This window comes from Colwellia piezophila ATCC BAA-637 (genome assembly GCF_000378625.1).
Classification (GTDB): Bacteria; Pseudomonadota; Gammaproteobacteria; order Enterobacterales; family Alteromonadaceae; genus Colwellia; species Colwellia piezophila.
The window spans coordinates 55,694-78,555 of record NZ_KB905165.1; the positions used below are offsets into that span (position 1 = coordinate 55,694).

Annotated in this window: 17 protein-coding genes; 7 read left to right on the forward strand and 10 right to left on the reverse strand. The window is 41.1% G+C overall.

What is annotated here, in order from left to right; genetic code table 11:
* Positions 1-58: 58 nt before the first annotated feature.
* The 8 genes from F580_RS0110630 to F580_RS0110665 all read right to left on the reverse strand — a co-directional run bounded on the left by F580_RS0110630 (position 59) and on the right by F580_RS0110665 (position 9,190).
* Positions 59-772, reverse strand: coding sequence for a DUF3379 family protein (locus tag F580_RS0110630; RefSeq protein WP_019027712.1), 714 nt, complete (start codon positions 770-772; stop codon positions 59-61).
* Positions 765-1,280 (reverse strand): sigma-70 family RNA polymerase sigma factor, encoded by a 516-nt coding sequence (locus F580_RS0110635; protein WP_019027713.1) that lies wholly within the window; start codon positions 1,278-1,280, stop codon positions 765-767. Before F580_RS0110635 ends, F580_RS0110630 begins: the two co-directional genes overlap by 8 nt.
* A 193-nt stretch (positions 1,281-1,473) precedes the next feature.
* A complete protein-coding gene (locus F580_RS0110640; RefSeq protein ID WP_019027714.1) occupies positions 1,474-3,276 on the reverse strand; it encodes a BatD family protein in 1,803 nt (600 codons plus the stop codon).
* On the reverse strand, positions 3,270-5,345 hold the full coding sequence (locus tag F580_RS25510) for a vWA domain-containing protein (protein ID WP_019027715.1): 2,076 nt from the start codon (positions 5,343-5,345) through the stop codon (positions 3,270-3,272). The genes F580_RS0110640 and F580_RS25510 overlap by 7 nt, the downstream gene beginning before the upstream one ends.
* 1 nt (position 5,346) lies before the next feature.
* Entirely contained in the window at positions 5,347-6,390 is a 1,044-nt protein-coding gene (locus F580_RS0110650) for a vWA domain-containing protein (protein WP_019027716.1), read from the reverse strand.
* Complete coding sequence (locus F580_RS0110655; RefSeq protein ID WP_019027717.1) at positions 6,387-6,983, reverse strand: DUF4381 domain-containing protein; 597 nt, start codon at positions 6,981-6,983, stop codon at positions 6,387-6,389. Before F580_RS0110655 ends, F580_RS0110650 begins: the two co-directional genes overlap by 4 nt.
* Entirely contained in the window at positions 6,983-8,071 is a 1,089-nt protein-coding gene (locus F580_RS0110660) for a DUF58 domain-containing protein (RefSeq protein ID WP_019027718.1), read from the reverse strand. The genes F580_RS0110655 and F580_RS0110660 overlap by 1 nt, the downstream gene beginning before the upstream one ends.
* Positions 8,072-8,185: 114 nt before the next feature.
* Entirely contained in the window at positions 8,186-9,190 is a 1,005-nt protein-coding gene (locus tag F580_RS0110665) for an AAA family ATPase (protein WP_019027719.1), read from the reverse strand.
* 339 nt (positions 9,191-9,529) lie between these two features.
* On the opposite strand from F580_RS0110665, the gene fadI reads away from it, so the two are divergent.
* A complete protein-coding gene (gene fadI / locus F580_RS0110670; protein ID WP_019027720.1) occupies positions 9,530-10,837 on the forward strand; it encodes an acetyl-CoA C-acyltransferase FadI in 1,308 nt (435 codons plus the stop codon).
* The gene (fadJ, locus tag F580_RS0110675) at positions 10,837-13,101 is read left to right on the forward strand and encodes a fatty acid oxidation complex subunit alpha FadJ (RefSeq protein ID WP_019027721.1); all 2,265 of its coding nucleotides are present in this window, start codon (positions 10,837-10,839) and stop codon (positions 13,099-13,101) included. Before fadI ends, fadJ begins: the two co-directional genes overlap by 1 nt.
* A 188-nt stretch (positions 13,102-13,289) precedes the next feature.
* Here fadJ and F580_RS0110680 read toward each other — a convergent pair whose 3' ends face one another.
* Positions 13,290-16,091: an insulinase family protein gene (locus F580_RS0110680; RefSeq protein WP_019027722.1), complete on the reverse strand. Its 2,802-nt coding sequence runs from the start codon at positions 16,089-16,091 to the stop codon at positions 13,290-13,292.
* A 285-nt stretch (positions 16,092-16,376) separates the two neighbouring features.
* On the opposite strand from F580_RS0110680, the gene sixA reads away from it, so the two are divergent.
* Positions 16,377-16,889, forward strand: coding sequence for a phosphohistidine phosphatase SixA (gene sixA / locus F580_RS0110685; protein ID WP_019027723.1), 513 nt, complete (start codon positions 16,377-16,379; stop codon positions 16,887-16,889).
* Between the two features lie 789 nt (positions 16,890-17,678).
* Here the strand turns inward: sixA and smrB are convergent.
* Positions 17,679-18,365 (reverse strand): endonuclease SmrB, encoded by a 687-nt coding sequence (smrB, locus tag F580_RS0110690; RefSeq protein ID WP_157443077.1) that lies wholly within the window; start codon positions 18,363-18,365, stop codon positions 17,679-17,681.
* Between the two features lie 224 nt (positions 18,366-18,589).
* Between smrB and prmB the strand changes: the two genes are divergently transcribed.
* From prmB to F580_RS24360, 4 genes are all read left to right on the forward strand, one after another.
* Positions 18,590-19,534 carry a 50S ribosomal protein L3 N(5)-glutamine methyltransferase gene (gene prmB / locus F580_RS0110695; protein WP_019027725.1) on the forward strand — a complete coding sequence of 315 codons (945 nt, stop codon included), beginning with the start codon at positions 18,590-18,592 and terminating at the stop codon, positions 19,532-19,534.
* 91 nt (positions 19,535-19,625) lie between these two features.
* Positions 19,626-20,747: a chorismate synthase gene (gene aroC / locus F580_RS0110700; protein WP_019027726.1), complete on the forward strand. Its 1,122-nt coding sequence runs from the start codon at positions 19,626-19,628 to the stop codon at positions 20,745-20,747.
* 468 nt (positions 20,748-21,215) lie between these two features.
* Positions 21,216-22,367 carry an MFS transporter gene (locus tag F580_RS0110705; protein WP_019027727.1) on the forward strand — a complete coding sequence of 384 codons (1,152 nt, stop codon included), beginning with the start codon at positions 21,216-21,218 and terminating at the stop codon, positions 22,365-22,367.
* A gap of 79 nt (positions 22,368-22,446) precedes the next feature.
* Positions 22,447-22,854, forward strand: a complete 408-nt coding sequence (locus F580_RS24360; RefSeq protein WP_019027728.1) for a rhodanese-like domain-containing protein — start codon at positions 22,447-22,449, stop codon at positions 22,852-22,854.
* Positions 22,855-22,862 lie beyond the last annotated feature (8 nt).

Here is a 22,862-nt window from a genome sequence, read left to right on the forward strand (position 1 = left end):
GACTATCTGGGCTTTTTTGTTTTACGGTAGTTAACTTCGTTTACTTTGTTATCAAAATTTATATCGACCAAGTAACCGTTTCACTGATATTTTGTTGCCATTGCTGTAACGATTCATTCTTATCGGCGACTACAATGATATTACTGTGTTTAAACTCAATAGAGCTACCAAACAGCTGTTTATCATTAAAGGTAGGGCTAAAGCGTAATTGCTCATCCTTAGGCACCACAAACACTGTTACTGGGCTAGTTTTACCTTGAAACACCAGATGTAAACTCTTCATGCCATCAAATCGACAGTAATCTGCAGAGATTAACTTACCGAAGGCTTTACTAAAGTTACCATCAAAGGCAGCCATTTTTTGGTTGAGTGACGCGAGTGTTACTTGGCCACTGGTATTGTTAGCAAAATCACCTTGCTCATGATAAACATGGGCGAGGGCATAATCACCTAAATTAGTATAAGCACTGGAAAACTGCATAAAATTAAGCATTAAGCCACCGATAATAGCAACGGAGGCGGCAAGTGCTAGGTGTACTCTTTTTTTGCGTTTATGTATTTGGTGACTTGCTAACGTTTGGCGCAAGATCAGTTTTTCAGATAAACCCTCAGGTACGGGTACTTGCAAAGCCCGCATTATTTTTTCGTCTAACTGACAAATATCTTGAGCAAATTGTTTTTTGCTAGGGTCGGCTTGCTGAGCCGCGATGCAGTCAGCATCTTGATTATTGGGATCAGCATATATAGCACGCCTAAATTGCAAATCATCCATTGTACATACCTCGTTTTACCGGCTCTGCTTCTAAAGCTTCTTTAAGTTGGTTTCTTGCTCTAAATAACCGTGTCATCACGGTGTTTTTATTTAGGTCTAACATTGCAGCTATATCTTCGCCGCTAAAACCGCCCAATACTTGCAAAATTAACGGCTCGGAATATTCTGGCGGCAATTTCGCTATTTTTTCTCTTAACCAGTGATTTTCAAGCTGCTGCTCAGTGGTTACTGATTGGGTATCGGTTATGTTTGCCTCTTCATACTCGCTCATCTCAAAGCGCTTTCTCTCGAAACGTCTGGCATTCTCACGCCGTAATATAGTGATTAACCATGACTTAGCCGCTTTTTCATCCTTTAACGAATCCAAGGCTCGCCAGGCTCGTAAAAAGGTTTCTTGCACTAAGTCTTCAGCCACTTGTTTTTCATGGCAGAGCCAATAGGCATAGCGATATAAATCACCGTGTAGCGCCTTAACTAGCGCTTCATATCTAACTTGTTTTGTCATCATATGGTTATAGACCCTAGCAGGGGGAAGTTAATTTCAACGAGGAGCGATTATTTAAGAAAAACCAACCACACGAGCTATTAAGTGATTCAATAAAGTAAGTTACTCAATGGCCAAGAGATCAAGTAACGTACTTTATTGTAGACAAGTTTTGGCCTAGCTTCAGGATGATTGATTATGGATTATGGATTATGGATCATGGGTTAAGCGGTAACAACCCACTAATCTTAGTATTAGCGCCTTGCTGCTTATCCACCGTTTGAATGGCGGTAAGTAGCGCCATTCCTTGCCATGACCCGGCACCGTTTATAGCGCTTTTTCCATACAGGTGCTGCTGTAAATCATTTAAGGCAGTGGCAAAACTTTGCTCTTGTACAAAAACTTGGGCTTGAGCAATATTACTGATTTTTATCTCGGGTTTGTCACGGGAGAGTATTTCTTTTAGCCAAGGTAAGACTAGGCTCAGCGCTTGCTCGGCGTTGTTTTTCTTACAAGCCGCGAGTAGGGCCAGATAATGATTACCGGCATTTTTTGTGTGATTAATGCGCATCTTGACGGGTTTTTTTTGCGATAAATAAAAATGCTGTACTAGCCATGCCAAAGTCGTTAATAACCATAAACCAAGAAAGAGCCATTGTAGCGTTTTATCTTGATTGGTAATTATAGGGCCAGTAGTAGCACTTTGCGGGGCAAGACTTTTAGCGCGAATATCGCTGTTGTCAGTCGTTTTATTTAGCTTACTTGCAAGGTTAAATTCATTGGTTGAACTTTGGGATATCGCACCTTCAGCCGCTTTAACTGAAATGGATTTCGATGGTAAAGTCGCTTGTTCAATTCTATTGGTAATGGTATTAAACCAAGTAATGCTCATCTGTGGTAAGACAAAATCTCCAGCTGTGCTTGGCACTAAAGCAAAGTTTTGTACTTTTTGGCTGATCAATCGGCCGTTGCGAATATTGGCATGCAGCTCAGCTTGGTCTGGGTAAATTTTCAAACCTGGACTACTTTGCATATCAAGCTTAGGCAATTGTGCTTTTGAAAGGCCGGCAGCAGTTAACGTTATCGTTCGGGTTATCGGCTCGCCTACAGTGAATTGCTCACTAGGGGCTTGCCACTCTTGGTGTAAAGTCAGTATGTCAGTAGGTAACCATTGCGCGTTGCTAGGGTAGTTGTCAGGTACAGGTAAAACCTTGAGATTGAGTTCATCTCCTAAAATGCTAACCGGTTTAGTCTGGGCAAAGCTTAAAAAGCTCGAACGGCGTTTAGATGCTTGTAGTATTTCACCGGAAAACACTGGCGCTTGTAAGGTAAATTCACCGCTCTGCTGGGGAGTAACCGCATAAATTTGTTCAATTACCCGGTAACGCTTACCATTGATGATGCTATCAGACTGCTTGTCTTGACCAATTTTCTCAATCGTTGCACCGATTAAATTAGGCTCAGTTAAACTACCACTTTTAAGTTCAACAGCAAAATGTAGCTTTATTGTTAGGGTCAATAACTGTTGGACATAAACCTGATCATGGGATAACGCACTGGTAACAAAAATATCAGTTTGTTTATCATCACTGTTCTCGTTTGAGGCCAGTACAGTTAACTCAATAGGTTCAGTTTTTTTATTTTTAATACTCAGGGCAGGGATAATAAATCGACCGGCATTACGGGCAATTAAGACGATTTTCCATTGAGTGGTACGGCTAGTTTTAAAATTAACCATACTGGTTTGTGAGTTGACTGAGGTTTGTCCAACAATAAAATCATCGAGTAGTGGGCTAGTATCGAGTGCATTTCGGTTAACATCGTCATCAGCCGTGACCGTTAATAATATTGACTCGTGAATCATGGCTGGGTTTTTATCAACCGTCGCCGTAACTTTTGATAGCGCATAAACATTATTGCTTAATAAGCATAAGGCCATCATTAGCAAAATTAATACTGTATTCGGTAGCGAAAAAAACGGCTGCTTAGCTGCTAAATGCTGTGAAAAATATCTTACCACTTTTTAGTTACTCCTTGAGGCGCACCGTCATGTCGGCGTTTTTGATATTCGAGGCGCATTTTATTTCGTAAAAGTAAATAAGGGTCGTCTGTTACCTTATTTAATAATTGTTGATGTTTTTGTTGTGTCTCTTGTGCTTTGTTATCAATGGCTTGTTGCGCAGCAGATTTTTCATCGTCGGACTTTGGCTGCTTGTCTTCTTTTGCATCATCAGCCTTAGCTTGTTTATCTTTTTCTTCTTGCTGTGCTTTTTGTTTAGCCTCTTGAGACTGCTTATCTTGCTGCTCGTTTTGACCTTCTTGCTGTTGGTCTGGCTCTGGTGAGTTTTCATCGGAAGGAGATTGGTCTCCTTGTTGGTCACCTTGCTGTTGCTCCCCTTCAGACTTTTCTTGCGGGGATTGCTTTTGTTCGTCCTGTTTGTCGCTGTCAGAATTTTCTTGAGAGTCTTGCTTTTTCTGCTCTTCTTGCTGTTTTTTAAGTGCTTCAAGTTTTGCTAAATTGTCTTTGGCATCGCTTAAGTTAGCATCTTTTTTCAGCGCGTCTTTATAAGCATCAATCGCTTCATCAACTTGTTGTAGCTGTGCTAACGAATTGCCCTGATTATAAAGTGCTTGAGCACTATCGCTTTGTTTAAAGGCTTGTAATGCTTGTTCATAGTCTCCGGCTTTATAGTGGGCACTACCTTGCCATTGGCTATCTTCAAATTGCTCGGCGGCTTGTTTAAAATCTTTTTGTTGATAATGTTTTTGTGCTTGTTGATCCGAGGTTTGCCATAAGTCTTGCCAAAATTGCTTAGCACCACTGGGGGGTGTTGTGCTATCCGTCATTGCTTCAGTCTTAGTTTCAGCAATTGCGGTTGTCGGCGTTGGCTTTGCTTCGAAGGCATAACTGTTCGTACTGACGCTCGTTAAGGCGAATATTAGTGTTAGCGGCATAAGTGATGTTACCGCTAATATACTACTACCGCGGCGAAAATAACTTAATAACAGTGGCAATATAATGATGAGTAACCACGGCCCTTGTTCTTGGTATTGATCACCTTGTATTACTTGTTTACTTGGATTTTCGTTTTGTTGGCCATTAATTTGGTCATCAAGACTAGCGCTTAAGTGAGCTGTTAGCGCGTTAATATCGGCGTCATCATTGGTTATTGTGTGATACACCCCTCGGCTACGCTTGGTGATTCCAGCAAGCCTATCGCTAGGTAACTTGGGAATAACAATAGCGCCTTGGTAATCTTTAAGTAACTTGCCACTGGTTAATTTGATCGGTGCGCCATACCTAGTGCCCACGCCCAAAATATTCAGTTTATGGTCGTTATTGTTTGCCCAGGTATAAATGTCTGACAAATCTTCATTATCAATATCATCGGTAAACCAATAAATATCACCGCTAATATGGCCAGCATTTTTCAGTGTTTGATCCGCTAGTATTAGTGCTGCTAGCGCATTTGAACCATGAACTGGCATAATGTCAGGGGAGAGAGCAGGTAATAATAACTCGATATTTCTCACATCTTGCGTTAAGGGGCTAATAATAAAGGCATCACCTGCATAGGCGACTAAGCCAACATCACCCTCATGCACTTTTTTCAGTAAATCGAAGGCTTTATAGCGAGCACGGGTTAGTCTATTGGGTTTCACGTCCGTAGCATACATGGAGTAAGACATGTCCATGATAAGTACTGCGCCGCGCTCTAACTGATAAACTGGTTGTGGCAATTTCTGCCAAGCAGGGCCGGCGAGGGCAACAATAATACAACAGCCAATAACTAAGGGTTTCAACCAATAGCGGCCTTGTGATGAAGCGACAGTAGTTGCTTGGCTATGTGAGTTCTCTAATAAAGCATTCGCTAAATGAGCCGGTAAAAAATGTTGCCAAGGTGATTGGTAATAGCGAATCTTCTTCAGTAGATATAAAACAATAAATAACGCAAAAAACGCTAATAACCACGCGGGGCGGATAAAGTGAAAGTTATCGACTATCCCGTCGAGACTAAAGCCGTTGAAGGCGAAGTTGCTAGCAGATTGTGAAAGTTCAGTTGTTAAGTTGGTTTGTTGGGCTGACATATTAGTTACCACTCCCACTGTGGGAATTAGCGCGTTTATCATCATTTTTTATGTTTTTAGCGGGTAATAAAAAGTCTAAATGTAAGACAAGTAAATAGAGAAAACAAAGTAATGCAGCCAATGACAATGGCCAATAATATAAAGCACTGAGTGGCCGCATTTGTTGCTGGTCTTGCTTTACCGGCTCCAGTTTATCTAACAAACTATAGATTTCATTCATGCCTTGGCTATCGCGGGCGCGGAAGTATTGACCACCTGTTTGCTCGGCGATGTTGGCTAAGCTTTGTTCGTCTAAATCACTTGAGGGGTTAATACGTTGCGTACCCCAAAGAGAGTGTTGCATCATGACATCGGCGCCAATACCTACGGTATAAATAGTAATACCTTTGGCAATAGCTAGCTCTAACGCTTGCTCTGGCGTGATCTTACCAGCGGTATTTTGACCATCCGTTAGCAATAATAAAACTTTGTTGGACTCTTGCTTGGCGTCAAAACGCTTAACCGCGAGCGCAATGGCATCGCCAATAGCCGTTTTGCGGCCAACGAGATTGAGCTCACTTTCGTCTAACATTTGCTTAACGGTTTTTCTGTCAAAGGTCATGGGTGTTTGCATGTAAGCATCATCAGCAAATAATATTAAACCCAGGCGATCACTTACTCTTCGCTCAATAAAGTCACCTAAGACTACTTTAAGCATTTGTAAGCGGTTTACATTACGGCCATTAAGACTCATGTCTTCTATTTCCATACTGCCGGAGAGGTCAACGGCAATCATCATTTCTCGGCCTTCACTGGGTATATCAATGGCTTCACCTAACCATTGCGGTCTGCTAATGGCGATAACCAATAATAGCCAGCAAATTGATAATACTATGAGCGGCGCTTTTCGTTTTTGTTGTTGGCTTAATGAGGTCGTTGCAACATTAAGCAGTGTCGGCATTATCAAGGCACTTTGTTGACTGGCATTTTTTTTAGCCGGTAACAAATAGATAATCAGAGGTAGCGGTAATAGGGCGAAGAGCCAAGGCCAAGCAAAACTTATCATGCGCTTAACTCCTTTTCTTTGCCAACATTAACGGCTTCATCCGAGGCACTATCCATCTCAACCGGCTTAACATTGTGGCGAGTTGACGCGCTTTTGATAGGCAGCGCATGGGTTAACCATAATTTAGTGGCTTGTTGACAGTGACCATCAATCTCGCCAGAGCTGCTAAGGGTTTGTTGATATTGCCCTTGAACAGCGGGTGTGATTAAGGTGGTAAAATGCGCTTGGTGTTTCAGCGGTAATTGCTGAGTTAAAAAATGTTGGAAATTTTCACCATATATTTTAGCGAGTTGTTGACGACTAAAATATTGCATCGCAGTCCATTTTAATAAGGTTATGCATTCTTTTGCGCTCATGGCTTGGTTGTTAGCCAGTATTGCCAGTGCTTTATTTTTACTGGCGCTTAAGCGTTGTCTTTGTTTTATTTTTTTGTAAGACCAAACAGCCGTGATGATTATAAGCGCTAGCAATAGCCACCAACCTGGTGCAACGGGCAAGTTACTGACCTGCTCAGGCACATGGATATCATGCAATTGCAGTTGTGCTGCTTGACCCGAGGAGGGCATAGGTGATGAGGGATTGGCTGTAAACATTATAACGATATCCCATATTTCAATTGCTGCTCAAGGGTTTTTCCTGCGCTAAGGTGTACGACGCGGGCGCCGGCTGATTGCAACAATAACTGCATTTTTTCACCCTGTGCTAAGGCTTGTTGCTGGTACTGCATGGCTGTATTTTTGTCGCCCAAGGTTAATTGTTGGCGATTAATGCCATCGGTCAGGGTGACCGCTAACTTCAAAGAACTTTCAGGTAGTGTCAACTCAAGGGGATCACTTATTAAGCACACCACTAATTCACAATGTTGGCTAACCTGACTGAGGTGCCTTAAGGCATGTTGGCAGTGTTGCTCATCTCTAAAGGCATGTCCATCGGTAATTAAATACACCAATGAGCCTGGCTTAGCAAGGTGGCGTAAACGAGCGCAATGTTGTTCAAAGTTATGACTTTGCTGGCGTGCTTTTTCTGCTTGTTGATATTTCAGCTCGGTTGTTGCTGCTGTTACTTCATCGTTGGGATTAGTTACTTGTTTGGGTTTGGCTACTTGTTTTTTTTGATTATTCAACGTGGTTAAGGCATGTAAATAATGTAATACCCCTGCTTTACGACTACGGGGTTTTAATTCGATGTGTTGTTCATCACAAAAAACTAAGCCACCTAAACGGTCGCCTCTACTTTTTGTGTGCCAAGCTACCAGCGATGCTAAATGAGCGGCTTGCACCGATTTAAACAAAAGTTTGCTACCAAAATGCATGCTTTGGCTTAAGTCCGTAGCAACCAGTACTGGCCTTTCAATCTCTTCACGAAAAAGTTTAGTATGAGTTTTACCTGTGCGCGCCGTGACACGCCAATCAATAGAACGAACATCATCGCCAGTTTGGTAATGACGCACTTCGTCAAATTCCATGCCGCGCCCTTTACTACGAGACAAATAATTACCGGATTGTTTACCTTGGATATTCTTTTTACCTGCCAAGTCAATTAAGCGGCTCTTACTTTGGTATTGTAAAAGCTCCTGCATAGATAAATCGATACCATTGCTGTACAAACTAGCGAGTAAAGATTGACAAGAATCTTGGCTTACCTTCTCTGCAGAAGTTTGTTTTTGACGATTAAACCACATACTACAACTCTATTTGATAATTCGACTTTGATAAGCCAACTCAATATGCTAACGGTGAGTGCAGTGACGAACAGCGACGCTCATCAACATACTCACCAATCCCCGGTATTGCTGCTAGGCAACCGCGACCAAGGTTAAAATATGATCAAGTACTTGGTTCGAGGTAATACCTTCCGCTTCGGCCTGATAGCTGAGTAATATTCTATGTCTAAGGACATTATGGAAAACCGCTTGAATATCTTCAGGACTAACAAAATCACGATTATGTAACCATGCACGTGCACGAGAACAGCGATCTAGGGCGATGGTTGCACGAGGACTAGCACCGTAGGCAAGCCATGAACTTAATTTATCATCATATTTTTTAGGTTGGCGAGTGGCGATAATTAAATCGACCATGTAGCTCTCGAGCGATGGTGCCATATGAATATTAAGCACCTGCTCACGCGCTGAGAATATCTCGCTTTGGCTTAACACCCGTAGTTTATCTTTCTCTGGGCGATTAATTTTTTTAGCTGAGTCTTCACTGCCATGTTTAGCATTTGAACTTAATGCTTCACCACGGTTGAGTTTAAGAATCTCAAGCTCTGCTGCTGCGTCAGGATAACCAATTTCAATATGCATCAAAAAACGATCTAATTGTGCTTCAGGTAGCGGGTAAGTTCCTTCTTGCTCAATAGGGTTTTGCGTGGCCATCACCAGAAATAAATCGGGTAAGTTATAAGTTTTACGACCAACCGTTATTTGTCCCTCGCCCATCGCCTCTAATAATGCGGATTGTACTTTCGCCGGCGCTCGGTTAATTTCATCGGCTAAAACTAAGTTTTGAAACAAAGGACCCGGTTGAAAAACAAAAGTGCCATCTTCAGGTCGATAAATATCAGTACCGGTTAAATCTGCGGGTAATAAATCAGGGGTAAATTGAATGCGATGAAAATCCGCTTCTAATCCTTGGGCTAGCGCATTAACCGCACGAGTCTTTGCCAGCCCCGGCGGACCCTCAACAATTAAGTGACCATCGGCAAGTAGCGCAATTAGCAAACTTTCAACTAACGCTTCTTGACCAATGATTTGTGAAGATAAATGTTGTTTTAAGGTAGAAAAATGTTCAATTGCCATACAAATAGGTTCTTTTAATAATGCTCATTGCCATAAGGATATTAGTGTTAACTTAGTTTTGACTCGCTCTGAGTACATTTTTTAACTAGTAGTTATACTAATAGAAAATTAATATAGTATTTTATATAAGGTTTTTGTGAAAGAAAACAAGTGATAAGTAACAAAAATCTTATGATTATTTATATTGGCAAAAGATAAAAACTGATATTTATCTTTTTTGAACTCAGGTAAAGATTGAATTTTTTCACGATTTAGTTAGAATCAAGTTAGCTTCATGAGGTCAGACCTCTTGAGTTTCGAATTATAAATAACATTACAACTGAGTGTGTGGAGTAATAAATGACAATAAGAAAACTAACAACATCAACGGGTGAGCGTATAGCCGTCGTTGCCGGCTTGCGTACTCCGTTTGCTAAACAGGCAACTGCTTTTCACGGCGTACCAGCAGTTGATTTAGGGAAATTAGTTGTTAATGAATTACTGCAAAAACACGATGTTGCCCCAGGAATTATTGATCAACTTGTTTTTGGTCAAGTGGTGCAAATGCCAGAAGCGCCAAACATTGCTCGTGAAATTGTTTTAGGTACCGGCATGAATGTCAGTACTGATGCTTACAGTGTATCTCGCGCCTGTGCGACGAGCTTTCAATCGACGGTGAATGTTGTTGAGTCTATTATGGCTGGCCATGTTGACGTGGGTATTGCTGGTGGCGCTGATTCATCATCGGTAGCGCCTATCGGTGTGTCGAAAAAACTTGCCCGTACCTTAGTAGATTTAACTAAAGCAAAAAGCTTTGGGCAGCGCTTGTCTTTACTTTCTCGTCTTGGCTTGAAAGATTTATTTCCCGTTTCTCCTGCCGTGGCAGAGTACTCTACTGGTATTTCGATGGGAGAAACCGCTGAACAAATGGCGAAAACCTATCAAATATCTCGTGAAGATCAAGATGCCTTAGCCCATAGATCGCATACCTTAGCGACCAAAAGTTGGCAAGAGGGTAAATTAGCCGGCGAAGTAATGACGGCCCATACAGAACCCTATAAAACCTTTATTGATAAAGATAACTGTATTCGAGAAAACTCGGTTTTAGAAAGTTATGCGAGATTAAAGCCAATTTTTGATCGCAAACATGGCACCGTTACGGCCGCGACAAGTACCCCGTTAACTGATGGTGGCGCTGCCATTTTATTGATGCGTGAAGGTAGAGCAAAAGAGTTAGGTTATAAGCCATTAGGTTATATTCGCAGTTTTGGTTTTGCCGCCATTGATGTTTGGCAAGACATGTTAATGGGCCCAAGTTACGCGACGCCAATTGCATTACAGCGCGCGGGAATGAATTTAGCAGACTTAGATTTAATTGAAATGCACGAAGCCTTTGCCGCTCAGGCATTAGCTAACATGAAAATGTTTGGTAGTACTAAATTTGCTAAAGAACACCTTGGCCGTGATAAAGCCATTGGTGATATAGATATGGATAAGTTTAACGTTATGGGCGGCTCACTTGCCTATGGCCATCCGTTTGCAGCAACAGGCGCTAGACTTATCACTCAAACCCTTAATGAGTTAAATCGTCGTGGCGGTGGTGTTGGTTTAACAACCGCTTGTGCTGCGGGTGGTTTAGGTGCAGCTATGATTGTGGAGACAGATTAATGAGTGCAGCAATAGATAATAAAGAAACAAACCAAGCAGTGGATATCGAGAGCAATATTGAGACGACTGAGACAGAAAAGAGTACCGATTCAGTAACAAGTGCTTTTACGCTAATACGTCATGATAACGGCATTGCCCACTTGGTTATTGATGTTATTGGTGAAAGTGTTAATACCCTTAAAGCAGAATTTTCAGAGCAAATTAATGAAATACTTGCTGAGATCAAAGCGGATAAAACTATCACAGGTATTGTGCTGTGTAGTGGCAAAAAAGGCACATTTGTCGCTGGCGCAGATATTAACATGCTTGATGCGTGTCAAAGCCGTGAGGAAGTTGTCGCTCTATCTCGTCAAGGACAGCGTATATTCTCACAAATTGAGCAATTAACTATTCCTATTGTCGCCGCTATAGATGGCGCTTGTTTAGGCGGTGGTTTAGAGCTTGCTATGGCATGTCACGCCCGAATTTGTAGTGATAGCCTCAAAACCTCTTTAGGCTTACCTGAAGTACAGTTAGGTTTACTACCGGGTAGTGGCGGTACACAGCGTTTGCCTCAGTTAGTGGGTTTACAAAAAGCGTTAGACATGATGCTTACCGGTAAACAATTACGTGCGAAACAAGCGTTAAAAGCAGGTTTAGTCGATGATGTTGTACCGAGTAGTGTTTTACTTGATGTTGCTGAGCAAAAAGCCATTAGCTTACATAAACACGGTAAAAATAGTGTTAAACGTAAACAAGTGTTGATGGATAAATTATTGGAAAATAATCCAGTTGGTCGCAATATTGTTTATCAACAAGCGCAAAAGTCGGTACTTGCTAAAACCCAGGGTAATTACCCTGCACCAGCTAAGATCATCGATTGTGTACGTAAAGGTTTAGAATCTTCAGCAGACCAAGGTTACCAGTTAGAGGCCGAACATTTTGCCGACTTGGTGATGAGTGATGAATCAGCGCAGCTACGTCAGTTGTTTTTTGCTACCACCGCGATGAAAAAAGAGCAGGGCGTTGCTGATGTGATGCCAGAAAAAATGAGCAAAGCCGGCGTTTTAGGTGGTGGTTTAATGGGCGGCGGCATTGCTTTTGTTACGGCAACAAAAGCCAATGTGCCAGTGCGCGTGAAAGATATTAATCACCAGGGCATTAGCCAAGCATTAAAGTATGGTTATCAATTACTGAACAAAAAAGTAAAACGTCGCTTTATGCTTAAAAGTGAAATGCAAAAACAATTGGCGATGATCACCGGTAGTATTGAATATACTGGCTTTAAATCAATTGATATTGTTGTTGAAGCAGTTTTTGAAGACTTGACGTTGAAACAAAATATGGTGGCAGAAATTGAAGAACACGGCCATGATAAAACTATTTTTGCCAGTAATACCTCAAGTTTACCGATAGGGAAAATTGCTGCTAAGGCGAAGCGTCCTGAAAATGTTATTGGCCTGCATTATTTCTCACCGGTGGATAAAATGCCGTTAGTAGAAATAATACCCCATGAAAAAACCTCGGATCAAACCATTTCCAACACGGTCGCTTTTGCCAAGAAACAAGGTAAAACCCCGATTGTTGTAAAAGACAAAGCCGGTTTTTATGTTAACCGTATTTTAGCGCCTTACATGAACGAAGCCGCTATTTTACTGCTTGCTGGTGAGCCAGTAGATAAAATAGATAAGGCGCTAGTGAAGTTTGGCTTCCCTGTCGGCCCAATGCAATTACTTGATGAAGTTGGTATTGATGTTGGCGCAAAGATAGGGCCAATTTTACAAGCTGACTTAGGTGATCGTTTTGCCGCACCAGCCGCTTTTGATAAATTACTTAACGATGGCCGTTTAGGTAAAAAAGCCAACAAGGGTTTTTATCAATATCAAAAGAATAGCTTTATCAAAAACCTACAAAATCGTCTTAAAGGTATTAAGCCAGGACAAAAGCAGGTCGATAGCACTATTTATAGCTTATTAGGCATTAAACCTGCGGGCAGCCTGTCGGCAACAGAAATTAGCAAACGTTGTACTTATATGATGCTAAATGAAGCCGCTCGTTGTGTTGATGAAGGCATAGTTCGTAATGCCAGAGACGGTGATATTGGCGCCATCTTCGGTATTGGTTTTCCACCATTTTTAGGTGGCCCGCTACGTTATATAGATAAAATTGGTGCTAAGTCAGTGGTTGCGCAATTAAGTCAATGGTCAGAGCAACATGGAGAGCGTTATGCACCATGTGATGCCTTAGTCACTATGGCTGAGAACGACCAAAGTTATTACGGTTAAGCTTAACTTTAACCTTGCTTAAGCGTTGTAAGCTTAACAAGGCTAATCGCTAAATAAAGCTTATTAGCTACATAACAATAAAGGCTGATGAGACTTTTTGAACCTAAGCGTTCAATGAGTCTCATCAGCCTTTTTTATTGGAACGTTGTAAATGGAAATTTGTTAATGGCAATTTTTTTAGCTGCCTTTTAGTACTTAATAGCACACGTCTTAATAAAGCTTTCAATATCGGTAATTGTTTCACCAACCGGCTTTTGCCCTAGCTCGTCACTTTGTGAATAGAGAATAAGCCTATCTGGCTGACAAGCACTGACTAAACTGGTTTCAATAAAGGCTTTTACCCGCGCTAAGGTTAAACTTAGTACCGCTTGGAGTAAGTCTTCTTTTTGTGAGAAATTTTCATCTTTATTACAAATGGCCGCCCAGAATCGCTGACTCTTTATCCTTAAATTATGATCTTTTTCTTGTAACTGGCTCGCTAAGCCCTGGAGTAAGTTTTGCCATTTTTCGTCGTCAATCTCATCGAGTACTTTAATACTATCGGTGATAAATTTATCCATGGCTTGTGCCAAAGTAAAGGCATCACAATGCGGTGACTGGATATAAAAAGCGATGCCAGGATAGCGATTAATGGGTACATATCCGACCCCCACTAAATAACCATATTGTTTTTCAGTACGCATTTTTTGAAAGAATAAGGGCGATAATATATGGCTAGTGATCATGGTAAGTGCTACCACAGCATCGTCTTTGTGTTCAAAGGCTGTATAAACCACACTAGCGTGATCGTGCTCAGGCAAGGAAAGTGGTAACAGTAAAGTTCCTTTAGCCTTAAGGTCCGTTACCGGGCATTGTATGGCATATTTAGCATTAACATTGTCTGCAAATGCTTGCTCAATGGTTTCGCATAATTGCAAAGCATGCTCCATTAACCAATTGCCATGAATAAGCACTTCTAATGTTACTTGCTCAAACAAGTGTTGGCTAAAGTGCTGATATTGGCTAAAGCTAACTTGACTCAAAGCCAGTGCTAAAGATTTACTGCTAGGATTGTTGGGCTGCATTACGGAGCTTAACGTGGCAAATAGCTGTGATATTGACTTACTTTTATCACTGTTTTGCCAATGTTTTACCAACTGTTGTTTAAATAAACTAAAGTGCGCTTCGGTTATTTGATGACTCTTTAGTCGTTTTAACAGTTTAGTTAACAGCAAATGCTGGTTTTCACTGTAGCCTGATAACTGCACCGTAACACCACCTTGATGGGCATATAAGTGATAATGAATACCGGCGAGTTCTGCATCATAATTTTCTTCAATGACGGTATCGGTATATAAATCGGCAAATAAGCGGGTCATGGCAATATTTTCAATACTGGCAACCACAAAAGGTGAGTCGATACCTATATATAAATACCCTTTGGGTACTTTGAAAGTGTGGTCTTGTTTATACCAAGCTACGAGACCACTTTTATTGAGGATTTTATCGGGCAACTTGGCTTTTTCTGTCAAGGGTGTCGCCGGTTGAGTACTTGGATAAATAATCGGTGTGGCAATAATATAGGCATTTTCTGCCGGTAAAAATAAACCTTGGGTGTGCACAAGGTTTCTTACACTACTATTGCGCCAACCGGCTAGTTGCACTGTTGATAAGGGCGAGACATGGTAGGGCACTTGGTACCAAAAACTACTTTTTGAAAACTGATTTTTCTGACTAATATGCAAAAGACGCATATTGTCTGGGTGTAAATAATTGAGTAGCTTAGTAATGTTGTCTTGTAACATCCCTGACATCGCATAATCACCAAAGATATAATCTTCTTCGGGGTAATGCTGCATATTGATGACAAGTTGGCTAACACTATCTAAAGGCCGCATTTTTTCGTGATAGATAAATGCTAAGTTGGTTATTTTTTGTTTTTCTTGATAATAGTGCTCAGCAATTTTATTGTTTTTTAATAACGCAATATAAGCAAAAATAATATCGACTATTTCATTAAGGTGGCCTTCGCCTAGTTCAGTTAAGGCAATACTGATATTAAAATCTTTAAAATTGGAGCCGTTTATACCAGAGCCTGCGGTTAGGGCTAGCGCCCATTGATGTTTTTTAAGCAAGGATAAAATACTGCCTTCACCTTCATGGCCTAATAAATAGGCCAGTATCGACTCGGGTTTGTCTTGATAATACTTATCAATACTTGCCATGGCGAAGCTGATGATGAGTTGATGGTCATTTTTAACCGGGCAGACATCAATTTTAATTTTTTGATGTTCGGGTAAATATAATGGCTGCTCAATGATAGGTAGTGCGGTATCCGTTGATTTTATTTGAGTAAAGAGTTGCTCGGCTAGAATTTTCAGTTCATGCAAACTTTGCGGCCCTTCAAGAGCTAAGGTCATGTACTGGGCACGATAATAGCGCTGAAAAAAGTCTTGTAGCTCTTCGCTAATATGCTGTTCATCTCTATCTGCTAAGGTGTCGAGGTTACCCACTGAAAATTGCGAAAATGGATGTTCCGGATTAACGGTCTCTTTATGGACATCGTATAAACGCCTGATGTCATCTTTTAATTTTAAGGTGAATTCAGCCTCAATATTTTCACGCTCTTTAACAACAAAATCATCAGCGAGTAACGGCGCAATGAAAAATTCACTAAAGCGCTCCAATGCCGAGGAAAATTTCGTGGTGCTAATATCAAAGAAAAAGCAGGTATGCTCAGTACCGGTCCAGGCATTGTGATTTCCGCCATGTTGACTGATAAATTTTTGATATTCACTGCCATCAGGAAAGTTTTTTGTGCCTAAAAAAAGCATGTGTTCTAAAAAATGTGCTAAACCTTGCCGATCTTTAGGATCATTAAAGTGACCCACATTCACTGCTAAGGCTGCGGCAGATTTAGCGGTTTCATCATTGTGGATAAGTAGTACTCGTAAACCATTGGCTAGAGTAATTGCTTGATATTGCTTTAAATCATTGGGACTTTGCTTCAATACTAAGGCTCCTAAGAACACTTTAAACTGCAAAGCGTATGGCGAAAATATGGATGGTTTATGTAATTAACAGGGAGATAACGCAATTCCTTAATTACTTAAAGGAATAAAAAAAGCCTATTTATTCTTAACAGTTGTTACTAAAGCGAGTTAATTTCTATTACTATAGCCGCAAAAATAACTAAGACTCAATACTTTAGCTGAAAAAATTGTAAAAAAGCTAAAAATTGAACAAATCCGAGAACTCACTCTTAAATGATGGTTCAGTGTTCGGCGAGAGAATTAATGAAAATTTTTATAATGCGTCATGGTGAAGCTCAAAACTTTAGTGCCCAAGGCAGTCGTGATGACAGTCAAAGGGCACTCACCAATCAAGGTCACCAAGAAGCAAAATTAATGGCAACCTGGCTTCAAAAAATGAAAACAAACCCGAGTCAGGTTTTTGTTAGCCCTTATCTTAGAGCGCAGCAAACTTGTGAAATTGTCACATCAAGGATGCAAACAGTTATAACTACGTTAGATTTTATTACCCCGTCGGGTGATGCCAAACAGGTTCATGACTTTATTGATGGTTGGTGTATTGAGCAGCAAAGCTCAGGTGAGCAATCACCCGTTCAGCAAGAGCAAAGTTTATTAATTGTTTCGCATATGCCGTTAGTGAGTTACTTAGTTGCTGAACTAACCCAATTTGAACAGGCGCCCATTTTTGCTACCGCAGGGATTGCGCATATCGCTTATGATATTGACACCATGCAAGGCCAGTTAAAGGGCTTAGTATCACCATTGGACTTATGCTAGTAAGGTCATTGCTTAATAGGTGATTACTCGCGATTAAACTTATCTTTTGGCTCAATTAACGTCTATCTGAGCACGCGCCAATTTTCGCTATCGCAGGTATTAGGCATATTGGCTATGATTTTGACGTCATGCAAGGGCAGTTAAAGGCTGAGGGATCCCCACAAATATTAATGTAAGCAATGACCAGTTATTGTTCCGCATTACTGAGTATACAAGCGAGACGCGTAAACCCATCCATGGGGCTTACACAAGCATCCATGCTTGTGATACTCACTTTTATTACTTCAGCAACGCATTACCTACCAACGTTCAGGGATTGCCAATAACCTAAAATTGCTTGCATGGCTGAGTGAGAACCAGAAGACAAAAGCACCAAATCTGCGTGATAAAACCCTGAAATGATTGAAAGTGCGCAGGTGTTTTCATCAGGACGCTGCAAGGATGCAGCTTATAAGACAATGCAGGACGCATATTGTCCTGATGATGAAAAAGCGGCGTGTACACGGACGTACATCAACGCGGCTCCTTGAAGCACTTGATTGAATGCAATATTAGGTTTTATTCGTAGCGCCGGGAGAGTCCAGAGAGGGCTCGGCGATAGCCCTCTTTGGGTGTTGTCGCCACCGCGACGCTGAAGAAACAAAAAACAGAAGCTAAAATTATAAGCACGTACTTTGTAAAAAATTGTGGGGATTCGTCAGAGTTAAAGGGCTTAGTGTCACCACTGGACTTATGCTAGTAGGGAACAGGTAATAGAGCATTGCTAGTTACCCATTTTTAGCTTAGGTATCAGTCACGATTAAATTTATCTTTAAGTTCAATTAACGCCAATATAGCGCCATTACCGCCCCATTCTAGCGGCGCTTGATGAAAAGCCATCACGTCAGGGTGCTGTACCAACCAATGTGGCACTTTATTTTTTAAAATATGTGAGCCAATGCCATGCACCACGCAGATACATTGTGCATGTTCTTTTTGACAAGCAAAGAGTAGGGCAGCCAGTTCTTTTTTCGCTTGGTGTTGATCTAAACCGTGCAAATCAAGAATTAAATCAGGTTGATAATGACCACGGCGCAGGTTTTTAACTTCAAAGCTATCGACCCCCTCACGGACATATTTCATTGGCCCTTGTTTATTTAAGTCGGGTTCAAATTCATCAGAGAAATGAAATTGCGCAATCGCTTGATTAGCCTTGTAATCCCCTTGGTCATTTTTTAGGGAAGTGTTAGACTTAGCGCCACTTTTTGTTAACCGAACCTTGTCGTTGATTAACGGTTTTACTTGCCCGATAGCATCGGAAAAAAGTTTTTTGTTATTTGGCACTTCCTTAACCTGAGCAACCGAATTATTTAACGATTTTCCTGTTGTTTTTTGTTGATTATCGCTTTGCTCATTATTCAGAGCAAGCAGTTTACTCGTAGCGCGCAGCTTTGCTTTGAGAGCAGAAAGTTCAGATTTTAAGGCTTTTTTTTTCATAGGCGAAGTGTAAAACATTTTGACGACAATACATATCAATTAATCTTAAGCTGATATGGTGTTAACTTCGGTGCGGCTAGCAACAGTGCGGTTAACAATACGCACAAACAAAACAGTACGGCAGCAACTGACAGCGCCAAAAACAATACCCAATGATGTAAATAATGCACCATATAGAATGCCGATAAGAAACTTCGGCTTGAATAACAGATGAGGAAATAAATGTGAGCGGTAGCAATTTCAACGATATCACCGAGCAACTACACACTATTGCAGATTACTGCCGTTACGGGGCTAGTGCGTTTAATCAAGCTGAACTTTTTTATGGCCATGGCAATGATAATGCCTTAAGTGAAGCACATACTTTAGTTATGTTTGCGTTGTCTTTACCAGAAGAGATGAGTGAACAGGTGATGAATTGCCGCCTACTCACCCATGAGAAAGAAAATATCCTTGAACTCTTTACCCAACGTATTGAAACTCAGCGACCTGTTGCTTATATCACCAACCTTGCTTATTTTGCCCAATTGCCATTTTATGTAGATGAGCGGGTCTTAGTACCCCGTTCACCCATTGGTGAGTTGATTGAAAATCACTTTGCACCTTATTTTAGTGAAGAAAAACCACCACAAAGAATATTAGATTTGTGTACCGGCAGCGGTTGTATTGCCATTGCTTGTGCTAGTTATTTCCATGAAGCTGAAATTGATGCGGTAGATTTATCCATTGATGCGCTAGACGTTGCCCACATTAATATAGAAAATCATGGTTTAAGTGCACAAGTTATTCCAATTCAATCTGATGTTTTTTCTGGGGTTAGCGGACAAAAATATGATTTAATCGTCACTAACCCACCATATGTTGATCAAGAAGATATTGATAGCTTGCCTGCAGAATTTACCCATGAACCCGAAATGGGCCTTGGCTGTGGCGAAGACGGATTAGATATTGTCCGAGTTATATTGGCTGAGTCTGCAATACACCTTAATGAAGACGGCGTACTTATTTGCGAAGTAGGTAATTCACAATACCATGTTGAAGCCCTATATCCACAAGTAGACTTTACTTGGTTAAGCTTTGAGCGCGGTGGGCATGGCGTATTTATGTTAAGCAAAGCACAGTTAGAGCAGCATAAACAAACGTTTTTAGCGGCAGTGAAAACAGCCTAAACGAAAAGATAAAAGAATCTAAGTCGGCTAACAGTACAACAACTCAGTGTAGTGCTAGCGTTAAAACCAAATTAATAGGCGGTAATGTTAAATGTCAGGTAATACTTTCGGAAAATTATTCACAGTCACCTCCTTTGGTGAAAGTCATGGTCTAGGTATCGGTGCTATTATCGATGGTTGCCCACCAGGCCTTGCGTTATCAGAAGCCGATTTACAAATTGATTTAGATAGACGACGTCCAGGTACCTCTCGTTATACCACTGCGCGTAGAGAAGCCGATAAAGTAAAAATTCTTTCAGGCGTATTTGAAGGTAAAACCACAGGCACGCCAATTGGTTTGATGATTGAAAACACCGACCAACGCTCTAAAGATTACGGCAATATTGCCCAAAGCTTCCGCCCAGGTCATGCCGATTATACGTATTGGCAAAAATACGGACTACGTGATTACCGTGGTGGTGGTCGCTCTTCTGCTCGTGAAACGGCAATGCGCGTTGCCGCTGGTGCGGTAGCAAAGAAATATTTAGCAGAGAAGTTTGGTATGACCATCCAAGCGTGTGTTACCCAAATTGGCGATATTGTTGCTGGTGGTCCTAACGGCGCGCCGTTTGATGTTAATTCAGTTGATTGGCAAAGCGTGGAAGAAAACCCATTCTTCTTCCCTGATAATACTAAACTAGAACAACTTGATGAACACCTTCGAGCAATCATTAAAGCGAAAGACTCGATTGGCGCTAAAGTGACTGTTGTGGCCACCAATGTACCTGTCGGCTTAGGCGAGCCCATTTTTGATCGCTTAGATGCTGATATTGCCCATGGTTTAATGAGCATTAACGCGGTAAAAGGTGTGGAAGTAGGCGATGGCTTTGCGGTGGTCAATCAAAAAGGCTCAGAGCACAGAGATGAACTAACCCCAGAAGGTTTTTCAAGCAATCATTCGGGCGGAATTTTAGGGGGCATATCATCAGGGCAACAAATTATTGCCCATTTAGCCCTTAAACCGACCTCAAGTATTGGCGTAAGTGGTAAAACGGTTGATTTAACCGGTAAGGCGACAGATATCATCACTAAAGGTCGTCACGATCCTTGTGTCGGTATTCGCGCAGTACCGATTGCTGAAGCGATGTTAGCCTTAACCTTGATGGATCATTTCCTGCGTCATCGTGGCCAAAATGCTGACGTACAATGTAGCACTCCAGATATCGAAGCATAAAGCGTCTTTGGTTCTACCTGTAAAGACTTACCTTTACAGGGCCAACCTTTACAGAGTTATACCCGTACAGCGTTAGCCATTTTTTAGGGCTAACGCTGTACGCATTTTTAAGGTCATTAATTTAATGACCTTGGTATATACCCGTCACCATTGAAGATGCTTGTTTCAGAGCTGTTGAGCGATTTCAATTCAAGGCGCAGTGATGAAGGAATGGTTATTCCGGAGAATGTGCTCAGCGTCATTCTAAGTCACTGCAACGAAGAAGTGATATTGCTCAAACGCTTCTATGATGGGTTTAAAATGACTTTATGCTGCGGTAAATAATCAAAACATAGAGTGACTATGTTGGAATTATTCTCCTTGCCTAAAGGCATTTTAATTCCCACTGAAATCGAGCACTTTGGATGGTAACGGGTATAACCCCGTCACTATTTTTATTTATAATCACTCATCATAAGGCTCTTTCCTTTGGCAATTATTAATCGGGTGTTTATACGATTATCATCAAATTATTTTTTCTATTTTGCCCTACTTGGGTTAATCTCACCGTTTTTAGCGTTATATCTCGACGGCAAAGGTTTTAATTCTCGCCAAGTCGGTGAAATTCTTGCCATTATTACCGCAACTAAAATTGTTGCGCCAAGTTTATGGGCAATACTGGCAGATAAAACCGGTAAGCCCTTACTTATTATTCGCTTAGGTGCTTTATTAGCGCTGCTGAGTTTCAGTGTGCTTTTTTGGCTTAATGATTATTGGCCCATTACTTTTTCTTTAGCCTTGTTTACTTTATTTTGGACGGCCATTTTACCGCAGTTAGAAGTACACACGCTGACATCGGTACGCCACAGTAATAAAATATATGCCCGCATACGCTTATGGGGCAGCCTAGGTTTTATTGCTTTAGCGGTTATTGCTGGCGAGGTGATGGAGGCGTTTGGTTATCAAACCTTTACCCATATTGGCGTCATTATTTTACTAGGCTTACTTGCCACTACCATGATGTTAACGCCGAGTGGAAAGGCACGTTTAACTAAGAATAAAACTGAGCAAGAAGCCATATTACCAAGGTTACTTGATGGACGTTTTATCAGCTTTTTCATCGCGGGTTTATTACTGCAAGTAAGTTTTGCCCCTTATTATGGTTTCTTCGCTTTATTCCTCAGGGACCTACATTACTCAGGGTTAGCGATTGGTTTGTTTATTTCTTTGGGCGTAGTCGCTGAAGTTGTTGCCTTTATTTACATGGGAACGTTATTTAAACGCTTTTCTTTAAGCAGCTTATTGGTTTTTAGTTTAGCGATAACGGGTTTACGCTGGTTGTTAATACCCGAGGTAGCCGACTCTGTATTGTGGCTTTGTCTCATTCAATTAAGTCACGCTGCCAGCTTTGCTATTTATCACAGCGCTAGTATGCAATTTATCTCTTCGCACTTTACCAAAACACAACAAAGTCGAGGGCAGGGCATGTACTTGGGCGGTGTTTATGGCATTGGTGGCGCAATTGGTGCTTATGTTACCGGCATATTATGGTTAGATGGCTTAGGCGCTAGTGATACGTTTATGATGGCAGGGTTGAGTGCTTTACTTGGCGCTATCATAATGATTTTTAGCAAAAAATAGTCGGGCTATAGGTCTTAAATTTAATTTTTACGGTATAGTATTGGTCTCAATAAAAAATTCGAAGTAAAAAGGTAATCACATGAAAACTATATTTGTAGTTAAAATTGCCCCTATGGTGCTACTGGCGTTGGCATTAATAGCCTCTGCACAAGTATCGGCTGAAGATATTAGCCAAGCACAATTACAACAAGTTATGCAAAGCAACAAGCAAGTCATATTACTTGATGTTAGGACCGTTGAAGAGTTTACCGATGGCCATATTCCTAATGCAGTAAACATCCCTCATAAGGAACTTGAATCACGCTTAGCTGAATTGTCTGGGGCAAAGAACACTCAGATAGTGTTGTATTGTCGCTCAGGCAGACGGGTTGAAATAGCTACCAAGCTGTTAAAACAACATGGCTTTAATCAGCTCGATCATTTAACCGGCGATTTTAATGCTTGGAGCAGTAATAACTTACCGATAACTCAAAGCAAGCCAAAGTAAGTTACAGT

Bases quoted from the DNA above. Each gene is read 5' to 3' on its own strand.
- smrB (WP_157443077.1), bottom strand. From the start codon at position 18,365: ATGAAAAAAAAAGCCTTAAAATCTGAACTTTCTGCTCTCAAAGCAAAG.
- F580_RS0110630 (WP_019027712.1), bottom strand. From the start codon at position 772: ATGGATGATTTGCAATTTAGGCGTGCTATATATGCTGATCCCAATAAT.
- sixA (WP_019027723.1), top strand. From the start codon at position 16,377: ATGAAAATTTTTATAATGCGTCATGGTGAAGCTCAAAACTTTAGTGCC.
- F580_RS0110635 (WP_019027713.1), bottom strand. From the start codon at position 1,280: ATGATGACAAAACAAGTTAGATATGAAGCGCTAGTTAAGGCGCTACAC.
- F580_RS0110655 (WP_019027717.1), bottom strand. From the start codon at position 6,983: ATGTTTACAGCCAATCCCTCATCACCTATGCCCTCCTCGGGTCAAGCA.
- F580_RS0110665 (WP_019027719.1), bottom strand. From the start codon at position 9,190: ATGGCAATTGAACATTTTTCTACCTTAAAACAACATTTATCTTCACAA.
- fadJ (WP_019027721.1), top strand. From the start codon at position 10,837: ATGAGTGCAGCAATAGATAATAAAGAAACAAACCAAGCAGTGGATATC.
- fadI (WP_019027720.1), top strand. From the start codon at position 9,530: ATGACAATAAGAAAACTAACAACATCAACGGGTGAGCGTATAGCCGTC.
- F580_RS24360 (WP_019027728.1), top strand. From the start codon at position 22,447: ATGAAAACTATATTTGTAGTTAAAATTGCCCCTATGGTGCTACTGGCG.
- F580_RS0110650 (WP_019027716.1), bottom strand. From the start codon at position 6,390: ATGATAAGTTTTGCTTGGCCTTGGCTCTTCGCCCTATTACCGCTACCT.
- F580_RS0110660 (WP_019027718.1), bottom strand. From the start codon at position 8,071: ATGTGGTTTAATCGTCAAAAACAAACTTCTGCAGAGAAGGTAAGCCAA.
- aroC (WP_019027726.1), top strand. From the start codon at position 19,626: ATGTCAGGTAATACTTTCGGAAAATTATTCACAGTCACCTCCTTTGGT.
- F580_RS25510 (WP_019027715.1), bottom strand. From the start codon at position 5,345: ATGTCAGCCCAACAAACCAACTTAACAACTGAACTTTCACAATCTGCT.